The sequence below is a fragment of the Sphingomonas sp. genome (assembly GCF_019746015.1).
Taxonomy (GTDB): Bacteria; Pseudomonadota; Alphaproteobacteria; order Sphingomonadales; family Sphingomonadaceae; genus Sphingomonas.
Genome location: NZ_JAIESM010000044.1, coordinates 1 through 10493 on the forward strand (window position 1 = coordinate 1; position 10493 = coordinate 10493).

At 69.0% G+C, this 10493-nt stretch carries 13 protein-coding genes; 5 read left to right on the forward strand and 8 right to left on the reverse strand.

Annotated features, from left to right (window positions below; translation table 11 throughout):
• Positions 1-29: 29 nt before the first annotated feature.
• From K2Y03_RS07275 to K2Y03_RS07285, 3 genes are all read left to right on the forward strand, one after another.
• Positions 30-1142: a murein transglycosylase A gene (locus tag K2Y03_RS07275; RefSeq protein WP_294089627.1), complete on the forward strand. Its 1113-nt coding sequence runs from the start codon at positions 30-32 to the stop codon at positions 1140-1142.
• Entirely contained in the window at positions 1117-1662 is a 546-nt protein-coding gene (locus K2Y03_RS07280) for a Smr/MutS family protein (RefSeq protein ID WP_294089616.1), read from the forward strand. Before K2Y03_RS07275 ends, K2Y03_RS07280 begins: the two co-directional genes overlap by 26 nt.
• Before the next feature lie 76 nt (positions 1663-1738).
• The gene (locus K2Y03_RS07285) at positions 1739-3412 is read left to right on the forward strand and encodes an EAL domain-containing protein (protein ID WP_294089618.1); all 1674 of its coding nucleotides are present in this window, start codon (positions 1739-1741) and stop codon (positions 3410-3412) included.
• Positions 3413-3526: 114 nt separating this feature from the next.
• On the opposite strand, the gene dapE is transcribed toward K2Y03_RS07285, so the two are convergent.
• On the reverse strand, positions 3527-4666 hold the full coding sequence (gene dapE, locus K2Y03_RS07290) for a succinyl-diaminopimelate desuccinylase (RefSeq protein WP_294089619.1): 1140 nt from the start codon (positions 4664-4666) through the stop codon (positions 3527-3529).
• A 13-nt stretch (positions 4667-4679) separates the two neighbouring features.
• Between dapE and K2Y03_RS07295 the strand changes: the two genes are divergently transcribed.
• Positions 4680-5144, forward strand: coding sequence for a cupin domain-containing protein (locus K2Y03_RS07295; RefSeq protein WP_294089620.1), 465 nt, complete (start codon positions 4680-4682; stop codon positions 5142-5144).
• 158 nt (positions 5145-5302) lie between these two features.
• Here K2Y03_RS07295 and K2Y03_RS07300 read toward each other — a convergent pair whose 3' ends face one another.
• The 7 genes from K2Y03_RS07300 to K2Y03_RS07330 all read right to left on the reverse strand — a co-directional run bounded on the left by K2Y03_RS07300 (position 5303) and on the right by K2Y03_RS07330 (position 9477).
• Positions 5303-5965 (reverse strand): glutathione S-transferase family protein, encoded by a 663-nt coding sequence (locus K2Y03_RS07300; protein WP_294089621.1) that lies wholly within the window; start codon positions 5963-5965, stop codon positions 5303-5305.
• Positions 5966-6029: 64 nt separating this feature from the next.
• Positions 6030-6671 carry a ribosome biogenesis GTP-binding protein YihA/YsxC gene (gene yihA / locus K2Y03_RS07305; RefSeq protein ID WP_294089622.1) on the reverse strand — a complete coding sequence of 214 codons (642 nt, stop codon included), beginning with the start codon at positions 6669-6671 and terminating at the stop codon, positions 6030-6032.
• The gene (gene yidC / locus K2Y03_RS07310) at positions 6668-8416 is read right to left on the reverse strand and encodes a membrane protein insertase YidC (RefSeq protein WP_294089623.1); all 1749 of its coding nucleotides are present in this window, start codon (positions 8414-8416) and stop codon (positions 6668-6670) included. The genes yihA and yidC overlap by 4 nt, the downstream gene beginning before the upstream one ends.
• A 34-nt stretch (positions 8417-8450) precedes the next feature.
• Positions 8451-8663, reverse strand: coding sequence for a membrane protein insertion efficiency factor YidD (yidD, locus tag K2Y03_RS07315; RefSeq protein ID WP_294089624.1), 213 nt, complete (start codon positions 8661-8663; stop codon positions 8451-8453).
• A complete protein-coding gene (gene rnpA / locus K2Y03_RS07320) occupies positions 8657-8989 on the reverse strand; it encodes a ribonuclease P protein component (RefSeq protein ID WP_367114755.1) in 333 nt (110 codons plus the stop codon). The genes yidD and rnpA overlap by 7 nt, the downstream gene beginning before the upstream one ends.
• Positions 8986-9120: a 50S ribosomal protein L34 gene (gene rpmH / locus K2Y03_RS07325; RefSeq protein ID WP_066647039.1), complete on the reverse strand. Its 135-nt coding sequence runs from the start codon at positions 9118-9120 to the stop codon at positions 8986-8988. The genes rnpA and rpmH overlap by 4 nt, the downstream gene beginning before the upstream one ends.
• Positions 9121-9204: 84 nt before the next feature.
• On the reverse strand, positions 9205-9477 hold the full coding sequence (locus K2Y03_RS07330) for a hypothetical protein (protein ID WP_294089632.1): 273 nt from the start codon (positions 9475-9477) through the stop codon (positions 9205-9207).
• 102 nt (positions 9478-9579) lie between these two features.
• Between K2Y03_RS07330 and K2Y03_RS07335 the strand changes: the two genes are divergently transcribed.
• On the forward strand, positions 9580-10493 hold a 914-nt coding region (locus K2Y03_RS07335; RefSeq protein WP_294089626.1), incomplete at its 3' end, for an ATP-binding protein.

A 10493-nucleotide genomic window follows, 5' to 3' on the forward strand; every position in this document is an offset into this window, starting at 1 on the left:
CCCGGCCGCCGGCGCGCACGGTGGCGCCGGTGCCCACCACGGCCCCCGCACCCGGCGCTGGCATTGCGAGCGCCGTGCTGGCCGGCATTGTCGCCGGGCCGCCGGTTGCGACGCTGCCCATCGATGACCGCCAGGCGGCGCAGGCGCTGGCGGCGTTTCGCACCTCCTGCCCCGCGCTCACCCGCCGCGCCGACCCGTCCGGGCTTACCCGCCCGGCCGACTGGCAGGGCGCCTGCGCGGCCGCCGCCAGCGCCGGCGGCGATGCCAAGGGCTTCTTCACCCGCTGGTTCGAAGCGGTGCAGGTGGGCGATGGCCGCGCCTATGCGACCGGCTATTATGAGCCCGAAATTCGCGGGTCGCGCACCCGCCGGCCGGGCTATGAAGTGCCGATTTACGGCCGCCCCGCTGATCTGATCGAGGCTGATCTAGGGCTGTTTTCCGATGCGCTGAAGGGCAAGCGCATCCGGGGCCGCATCGACGGGCAGAATTTCGTGCCTTATTTCGACCGTGCGGCGATCGATCAGGGCGCGCTCGCCGAACGCGCGCCGATCATCGCCTGGGCGGCGGACCCGGTGGAGCTGTTCTTCCTCCAGATTCAGGGGTCGGGCCGGTTGCGGCTGGCCGAGGGCGGCATCCTGCGGCTGAACTATGACAGCCAGAATGGCCGCGATTACACCGGCATCGGCGCGCTGCTGCGCGACCGGGGGCTGCTGGCGCCCGGCCAGGCCTCGATGCAGGGAATCATGGCATGGCTGCGCGCCAACCCCGAACAGGGCGTGCAGGTGATGCGCGAGAACAAGAGCTATGTCTTCTTCCGCGAATCGGCCGGCCCGCCGCAGGGCGCGCTGGGCTATGCGGTGACGGGCGGCGTCAGCGCGGCGGCCGACCCGCGCTTCGTGCCGCTGGGTGCGCCCGTCTTCCTGTCGCTCGACCGGGCCGAGGCGAGCGGTATCTGGATCGCGCAGGACACGGGCGGCGCGATCAAAGGGGCCAACCGGTTCGACACCTATTGGGGCGCGGGCGACGAAGCCCGCACCATCGCCGGCGGCATGAGCGCGCGCGGCGGCGCCTTTCTGCTGCTGCCGCAGGGGACGGTCGCGCGGCTGAACGCGGGCAATGGCGGGCCGGCGACTCAGCGCTGAGGAACGCGCGCTGTGGCGGCGGGTGGCGGCAACCGTCACCCCGCTCGCCCCGGCGGCACCGCTGACCGACGATGCGCCCCCGCTGCCCCCGGCACCCGCGCCGAAGCAGCCCAAGCTACACCCGCTCGATCCGCCGCGCCCGCGCCCCGCCCCGCCGCGTGCGCCCGGCGTCACGCTCGACGGCGGGTGGGACCGGCGGCTGGCCAAGGGGATCGTCGCGCCCGATGCCAGCATCGACCTGCACGGCCACAGCCTGGACAGCGCGCACCATCTGCTCGACCTGACGCTGGAGCGGGCGATCCGGCGCGGTGACCGGCTGCTGCTGGTGATTACCGGCCGGCCGCCGCGCGCCGACAGCGAGCGGCCGCACGCGCGCGGGCGCATCCGCGCGAGCATCGCCGACTGGCTGGCCGCCTCGCGCCATGCCGGACAGATCGCCGCCATCCGCCCGGCGCACCCGCGCCATGGTGGTGCCGGGGCGCTTTATCTTGTGCTGCGCCGTCCCAGATCGCCCAATTAATTAACCTTTAGCTGCGAATGTTTTGCATCGCGTCCCGACACTTAGGTCGGGCGCACGCCAAGGGTTCGCGTAACCGATGCACGCCGCGTCGCTCAAGAGCCGCGCCATCATGTTCGCTTTGCTGGCGGGCATGGTTGCCTTCGTGCTCGCGCTCGCGGCGACCTATGACGGCAGCCTGAGCTGGATGGGCCTGAGCAATGCGCTGATCCCGGCGATCATCTGCGCGACCCTGTGCTGGGCATCGGCGCAGCGCCAGCTGTCGACCGTTGCCGCCGCCATCGATGCTGCCGTCGACCGCATCAAATCGGCATCCGAAGGCGATCTGGAAGGCCCGACGCCACCCGAAATCGGCCAGCATATTCCCCAGCTTGGCAGCGCGATGGAGCGGCTGTTCGCCCAGATCGGCGCCAATCTGGAAAGCGTCCACCGCCTCGCGCTGTTCGACAGCGTGACCGGGTTGCCCAACCGTACCCATTTCCGCCGGAGTTGCGAGCGGATGCTCTCCGGCCTGCCGCCGGGTCAGCATGCCGCGCTGCTGTTCATCGATCTGGATCGCTTCAAGATCGTGAACGACACCATGGGGCACGCAATGGGCGACATGCTGCTGGGCATGGTCGCCAATCGTCTTCGTGCGGTCAGCGAACGGCTATGCACCGATAATGCACTGGCCGCGCCGCTGATCGGGCGGCTGGCGGGCGACGAATTCACGATCTTCTTTCCTGATGTGCTGGTGCCGGAACTGGCCGGGCGGATCGGGCGCGGCGTGCTCTATGCGCTCAGCGAACCCTTCGACCTGAACGGCAATGAAGTGGAAATCGGCGCCTCGATCGGCATTGCGCTGCGGCCCGACCATGGCACCTCGCTGACCGACCTGATGCGCGCGGCCGATGCCGCCATGTATCACGCCAAGGAGCGCGGGCGCGGGCGCGTGGAATATTTCACCGAGGCGCTGGCCGCCGAACTGGCCGACCGCGCCCAGCTGGAAAACGACCTGCGCGAGGCGATCGAGCGCGACCAGTTCGCGCTGGTGTTCCAGCCCCAGATCAGCAGCACCGATGGCCGGATGGTGGTGGCAGAGGCGCTGCTGCGCTGGGCGCATCCGCGTTTTGGCCTGAAACTGCCCGGCAGCTTCATCAAGCGGGCCGAGGAAACCGGCATGATCGTGGAAATCGGGGACTGGGTGATCGACACCGTCGCCGGCACCATCAGCCGCTGGCACGCGGCCGGCCACACCCACCGGCTGGCGATCAATGTCAGCCCGCGCCAGATTGACCATGCCGGTTTCTTCCGCCGCCTGCGCGAGGCGCTGCGTGCGGCCGGTGCGCCGGCACGGCTGCTTGAACTGGAAATCACCGAGACGATGGCGATGCATTGCGGCGAGGAGACGCTGAACGCCATTGCCGCGCTGCGCGCCGATGGTGCGACGATCGCGATCGACGATTTCGGCACCGGCTATTCCAACCTGGCCCGCCTGCGCGACCTGCCGGTCGACCGGGTGAAGATAGACCGCAGCCTGGTCGAGCATATCGCCACCAAGGCGCAGGCGCGCACCATCGTGCAGGCGGTGATCGGCCTGATCCACGGGCTGGACTGCGAGGCGGTCGCCGAAGGCGTGGAGACCGAGGCACAGGCAGAGGTGCTGCGCGTCATCGGCTGCGACGTGATCCAGGGCTATGCCATTGCCCAGCCGATGGCCGAGGCCGCGCTGATGCAATGGGCGCAAACGCCCGTGCGCGCGGCGGCGGGGTAGGCGCTTAAGCCCCTCCCCTTCAGGGGAGGGGTTTGGGGTGGGGCGTCCCGTCCAGCGCCACGCCCGTTGGATAGGCCCCACCCCCGGCCCCTCCCCTGAAGGGGAGGGGTGGTATCAGCCGTTGAGCGCAGCCTTTGCGATGTCGGTGTAGATATCGGCCAGCGCGTAGAGGTCGGCAATCGCCACCGCCTCGTCCAGCTTGTGCATCGTGGCGTTGACCAGCCCGAACTCGACGACCGGGCACAGCGCCGACAGGAAGCGCGCGTCGGAGGTGCCGCCGCTGGTCGACAATTCGGGCGACAGGCCGGTGTGCGCGGCAATCGCGCCGGCGACGAGCGTGGAAAAATCGCCGGGCGGGGTGAAAAAGGCCTCACCCGAAATGCGCGGCGTCACCACGGCACCGGGCGCATGTTCCGCCACGATCTCGGCGATCCGGCGGGCAAGCGCCTCACCCCGGTGCAGCGCATTGAAGCGGATCGACAGCCGCGCCCGCGCCGCCGCCGGAATGACGTTGGTCACCGGATTGCCCACCTCCAGATCGGTGATCTCGATGTTGGAGGGCTGGAACCAGTCAGTGCCTTCGTCCAGCGTGATCGCGTCGATCGCGGCCAGCGCGCGCACCAGCCGCGGCACCGGATTGTCGGCCAGGTGGGGATAGGCGACATGGCCCTGCTTGCCGGGCACCTCGATCCAGATGTTCACCGATCCGCGCCGGCCGATCTTGATCATGTCGCCCAGCCGGTTGACCGAGGTCGGCTCCCCCACCAGGCACAGATCGGGCTTCAGCCCCCGCGCGGCCATCCGCTCGATCAGTGCGCGGGTGCCGAACACCGCCGGGCCTTCCTCGTCGCCGGTGATGATCAGGCTCACTGTGCCCGCCCCGGCCGGCACGCGCGCGGCGGCCGCGACGAAGGCGGCAATCGCGCCCTTCATGTCCACCGCACCCCGCCCGTGGAGCAGCTCGCCGCGCAGCTCGGCCTGGAAGGGATCGCTCGCCCAGCCGGCGCCCGGCGGCACCACGTCCAGATGCCCGGCAAAGGCAAAGTGGCGCCCGCCGCTGCCGCGCACCGCCAGCAGGTTTTCAACCGGCCCGTCGGGCGCTTCCCCGGCCACGAAGCGCTCGACCGCGAAGCCGAGCGGGGTGAGGGCTGCCTCCAGCACGTCGAACACGGCGCCGCGCGCGGGCGTGATGCTGTTGCAGTCAATCAGCGCCTTGGTGAGCGCGAGCGGATCGGGCAAAGTGGTGGCGGTCATCGGGAGACAGTCCTTGCCCAAGCTCGACCTCGCATCAATCCCCCAGAGCAATGCCACCGGCTATCCGCCGCCATTCGATGCGGCGGTGGCCGGGCGCTGGTGGCGCCGCCTCGCGCCCGCCGGCGGGCTCACTGCATTCGGCGCAAGCCATGTCGTGCTGAAGCCTGGCGCCTGGTCCTCCCAGCGCCACTGGCACAATGGCGAGGATGAATTGCTGGTGATGATCGCGGGCGAGGCGGTGCTGGTGGAAGATGGCGGCGAAACACTGCTCCGCGCCGGCGACATTGCCAGCTTTGCGATGGGGGCGGGCAATGGCCATCATCTGATCAACCGCAGCGCGGCCGACTGCGCCTTTGTGGTGGTGAGCGCTGGCGACCGCGCGGCCGGTGGCGGCTATTCGGACATCGACATGCTGTTCACCGCCGACGCCTATACCCATAAGGACGGCACGCCCTATCCCACCGATCGGATTGCGTGAGGCTTAGACTTTGATTCGAAATTCGCGAAAGAGCGAATTTCGAGGCGGCACCAGCCCGCTCCCCCGCCCGGCCACCCACGAGAGTAACCTGAATGGGTGGCCGGGCGGGGGAGCGGGCTGGCGCCGGACTATCCGAAACGGCGTTTCGGATCAGACGCTTAGGCCTCGCTCGGCTCGTAGCGGTCGATCACCCAGGGTTCCTCGGCGGCGGCGGCGATCCACTCCGCCATCCAGGGATGGGCATAGATCGCGTCGACATAGTCATGCGCGAATTCGGGCACGGCCAGCTGGTGCGTCACGATCCGCGTGCAGACGGGGGCATACATGATGTCGGCGGCGCCGAACGCGCCGAACAGAAACGGCCCGCCCCCGCCAAAGCGCCGCCGCGCCTCCGCCCAGAGCTCGACGATCCGATCAACATCGGCGCGCACATCGGGCGAGGGGTCGCGCTTGGGATAGGTGCGGCGCAGGTGCATGGGGCAGGCGCGGCGCAGCGGCAGGAAGCCCGAATGCATCTCGCCCGCCATCGACCGGGCAAGCGCGCGCGCTGCCGGTTCGGCGGGCCAGAACCGCGCCTGGCCGGTGCGGTCGGCCAGATAATCGATAATCGCCAGGCTGCCCCAGACCGGAATGTCGCCATCCCACAAAATGGGCACCATGCCGTTCGACGCGGCGAGATCAGGCTCCGTCCGGCGGCGGTCCCAATCGGCATCGAACAGCGGCACGACGACTTCATCGAACGGCAGGCCGGACAGCTTCGCCGCCAGCCAGCCGCGCAACGACCATGAAGAATAGGCCCGGTTGCCGATGATGATCTTCATGGACGTCAAGATAGGCTGACACTCGCCGCCGGTCCACCTGCTTTTGCAGCGCGGCGTAAAGGGGTCAGCTGACCGCCGCGATCACCGCCGCGCGCAGCTCGGCAATGCCCAGCCCCGTCTCGCTGGAGGTGGCCATGATGTGCGGGTGCGCGGCGGGGCGTTTGCGCGCCTCGGCCGCGACTGCCTCGGTCACGGTGGCAAGATCGGTCGGCTTGATCTTGTCGGCCTTGGTCAGCACCAGGTGATAGCTGACGGCGGCCTTGTCGAGCATGTCGAGCATGTCGGTGTCGACCGGCTTGATGCCGTGGCGCGCGTCGATCAGCACCAGCGCCCGCTTCAGCACCTGCCGCCCGCGCAGATAGTCATTCACCAGAAAGCGCCATTTCTTCACCATCGCCGGCGGTGCCTTGGCAAAGCCATAGCCCGGCATGTCGACCAGCCGCAGCCGGGGCGGGGCGCCGGCGCCGACATCAAAGAAGTTCAGCTCCTGCGTGCGGCCCGGCGTGTTCGACGTGCGGGCAAGCGCATTGCGCCCGGTCAGCGCGTTGAGCAGCGACGATTTGCCCACGTTGGAGCGGCCGGCAAAGGCAATCTCCGGCGCCACCGGATCGGGCAGAAAGGCCAGCCCCGGCGCCGATTTCAGAAAGCTGATGGGGCCGGCGAAAATCTTGCGGGCCGCCTCGACCGCGTCGTCCTCCTCGCTCATTTGACGGGCGCCAGCATCTCCGGATGGCGGGCATAGAGCAGCCGCTGCTGGAGGATGGTGAGCACGTTCGACGTGATCCAGTAAAGCTGCAGGCCAACCGCGAACGGCGCCATCACGAACATCAGCATCCACGGCATGATGGCAAAGACCTGCTTTTGCGCCTCGTCCATCGGCGCCGGGTTGAGCTTGAATTGGAAATACATCGAGATGCCGAGCAGGATGGGGATGATGCCGATGGCGATCACCGCCGGCGGGGTGAAGGGCAGCAGGCCGAACAGGTTGATCGGGGTCAGCGGATCGGGCGCCGACAGGTCGGTGATCCACAGCATGAACGGCTGGTGGCGCATTTCGATGGTCAGGATCAGCACCTTGTAGAGCGCATACATGATCGGGATCTGCAGCAGCACCGGCAGGCAGCCGGCCAGCGGGTTCACCCCTTCGGCCTTGTACAGCGCCATGATTTCCTGCTGCTGGCGCGGCTTGTCGTCGGCGTAACGCTCCTGGATCGCCTTCATCTTGGGCTGCACCGCCTTCATTTTCGCCATCGAGGCGAACTGGCGCTGTGCGATGGGGAACAGGAAGCCGCGCACGGTGATGGTGAGCGCGATGATCGCCAGCCCGAAATTGCCGATGAGCTTCGACAGCAGCGACAGATAATAGAAGAGCGGCTTTTCGATGATGCGGAACCAGCCCCAGTCGATCGCCTTGTCGAAATTCTCGATCTGCCCCTTGTCCTGATAGCCGTCGATCACCGCGACTTCCTTGGCGCCGGCGAAGAAGCGGCTGTCGCGCACTGCCTGACGGCCCGGCGCGATCGCGGTGGCGGGGGTGGTGTAATCGGCCTGGAACACGTCGCCCGCGCCCTTGAACCCGGCATGCACCGGCGTTCCCTGGTCGGGCACCAGCGCGGCCAGCCAGTAAATGTCGCCAAAGCCCAGCCAGCCGCCCTTATGGTCGAAATAATTCTCGCCCGCCTTGGCGCTGGTGCCCCAGATGCGCGCCCAGAAAGTGGGCGCCTCGCCCTGCAGATTCTGGAAGGTGATGTCGTAATTGGCGCCGGGGCCGAACACGCCGACCGGGCCGACATGGTTGGTCCAGGTGTCGATCTCGTGTGGAATGCCGGTGCGCGACACGAGGCCATAGGTCTTCACCGTCACCGGCGCGGCGGTGGGGTTGGCCACCGACTGGCGCACGCTGAACATGTAATCGGCATCAACCGCATAGCGGATCTGGAAGCGCAGCCCCTGCGGGCTGGTCCAGCTGAGCGTGACCGGGGTATCGGGGGTCAGCGTGGTGCGGTCGGCGGTCCACAGCGTGTCCTTGTTGGGGGCGACCACGCCGTCTCCGGCCCAGCCGAACGCCGCGAAATAGCTTTTCGGCGCGCCAGAGGGCGACAGCAGCCGCACCGGCGGCGACTGGCGCTTCACCGTTTCGCGGTGGCGCAGCAGCACCAGATCGTCGAGCCGCGCGCCCTTCAGGTTAATCGAGCCCGACAGCGCCGGGGTGCGGATGGCGATGCGCGGCGTCTCCGCAATCACGGCGGCGGCGGGCTTCACCGCTGCGCGCGTGTCGGGCGCGGCCGCCGCGCTGCCGGCGGGGGCCGTGGGGGAGGCGGGCGCACTCGCCGCAGTGCGCGCGGGCTTGGGCGGCGGGGGCAGGAACCGCGCGGCGACAAATTGCCAGCCGATCAGAATGACGGCGGCAATCACCATGAAGATCACCAGATTGCGGTTGTCTTGGCTCACGAGTGGGGGTCCTTAGGAATCGGCGCGCAATGGGTCAGGGCACGGGATCGTGGCCATGGCCGCCAAAGGGGTGGCACCGCGCCACCCGCCTGGCCGCCAGCCAGCCACCCTTCAGCGCGCCATAGCGGCGAAGTGCCTCGATTGCATAGGCCGAACAGCTGGGGGTGAAGCGGCAGCTGGGCGGCAGCACGGCCGATGGCCCCAGCTGCCAGCCGCGCACGATGAGGATCAGCAGCCGGGTCAGCATCGCGGTGCCAGCTTGCCCAGCGCCTTCACCAGATCGGCGCGCAGCTGCGCATAATCGCGGGTAACGCCGTCCTGCCGGCCGATCAGCACATGGTCGTGCCCGGCAAAGCCCGCCTGTGGCAGCACCTCACGCGCCAGCGCGCGCAGCCGGCGCTTCAGCCGGTTGCGCACCACCGCGCCGCCGATCTTCTTGGTTACGGTAAAGCCCGCGCGCATGGCGGGATCACCATCGCCCCGGTCGCGCGCCAGCAGCACGAAGCCGGGCATCGGCGCGCGCTTGGCCCCGTTCGCCGCCACGAAATCGCGGCGCCGGGTGATCGTGGTCAGGCCGACAGCTTCTTGCGGCCGCGGGCGCGACGGGCGCGCAGGACGTTGCGTCCGCCCGCCGTTGCCATCCGCGCGCGGAAGCCGTGGCGGCGGGCACGCACCAGATTGCTCGGCTGAAAGGTCCGCTTCATCACTCATTCCCTGATTCGACAGCAAAAGGCCGCCAAAAACCGGCGGCTGCGAAGCGCGGCGCTTAAGTCGGGCGGCGGGCAAAGTCAATCGGCTTTCCCCGCATCGGGCCGGCTGCGCAACCGACCTTTTCGGCGCAGGCCGATATCGGCGATCCGCCCCAGCTTTGGCCAGCGGCGCTTGGCGCGCACGAAAATGCGCTTGGCCCGCCGCGAATTGCGCAGCGTCAGCGCCAGCCCGGCGACGAACACCGGAATGCCGCCGGGGCCGGGAATGATGCCGACGACCGGCGACACCACCATCAGCACGATGCCGGTGCCGAGCAGCGTCAGCCGCCAGGCGGGATTGGAAGAGGGCATCGGCACGCGCGCCATGTGGCCCCTTGCGCGCGGCACCGCAAGCCGGGCGCTTCCGCTCGCCGCGAAAACGGCTATGACTAAAGCCACTTGGGCGGGGGTGCGATGGTCGCGATTGTCTCCACGGTGGCGTATCTGGGGCTGGAGGCGCGCGGGGTAGAGGTGCAGGTGCAGCTCGCGCCGGGGGTGCCCGCGTTCAACATCGTGGGCCTGGCGGACAAGGCGGTCGCCGAAAGCCGCGAACGGGTGCGCGCGGCGATTGCCGCGCTTGGCCTGGCGCTGCCGCCCAAGCGGATCACTGTCAATCTTTCCCCCGCCGACCTGCCCAAGGAAGGCTCGCATTATGATCTGCCAGTGGCGCTGGGGCTGCTGGCGGCGATGGGCGTGGTCGATGCCGAGACGCTGGGCGATTATGTCGTGGTGGGTGAGCTGGGGCTCGACGCGCGCATTGCCCCGTCCCCCGGGGTGCTGCTCGCCGCGCTTCATGCGCAGGCGCTGGAGCGCGGGCTGATCTGCCCCGCCGCGCAAGGGGCAGAGGCGGCCTGGGCCGGCGGCGCGGTGGTGGCGGCGGGCGATCTGCTGACCCTCATCAACCATCTGAAGGGCCATGGCCAGCTGGCCAGCCCCGCCCCCGGCGAGGCCGATCCGCCGGGGCAGGGGCCGGATCTGGCGCAGGTAAAGGGGCAGGAAACCGCCAAGCGCGCGCTGGAGATTGCGGCCGCCGGCGGCCATAACCTGCTGATGGTGGGGCCGCCGGGGGCGGGCAAGTCGCTGCTCGCTTCGTGCCTGCCCGGCATTCTGCCCCCGCTCGATGCGGCCGAGGCGCTGGAAGTGTCGATGGTGGCGAGCGTTGCCGGCACGCTCCAGAACGGGCGGCTCACCCGCACCCGCCCGTTCCGCAGCCCGCATCATTCGGCGTCGATGGCAGCGCTCACCGGCGGCGGGCTGAAGGTGAAGCCGGGCGAGGTCAGCCTCGCGCATCTGGGCGTGCTGTTCCTTGACGAGCTGCCCGAGTTCCA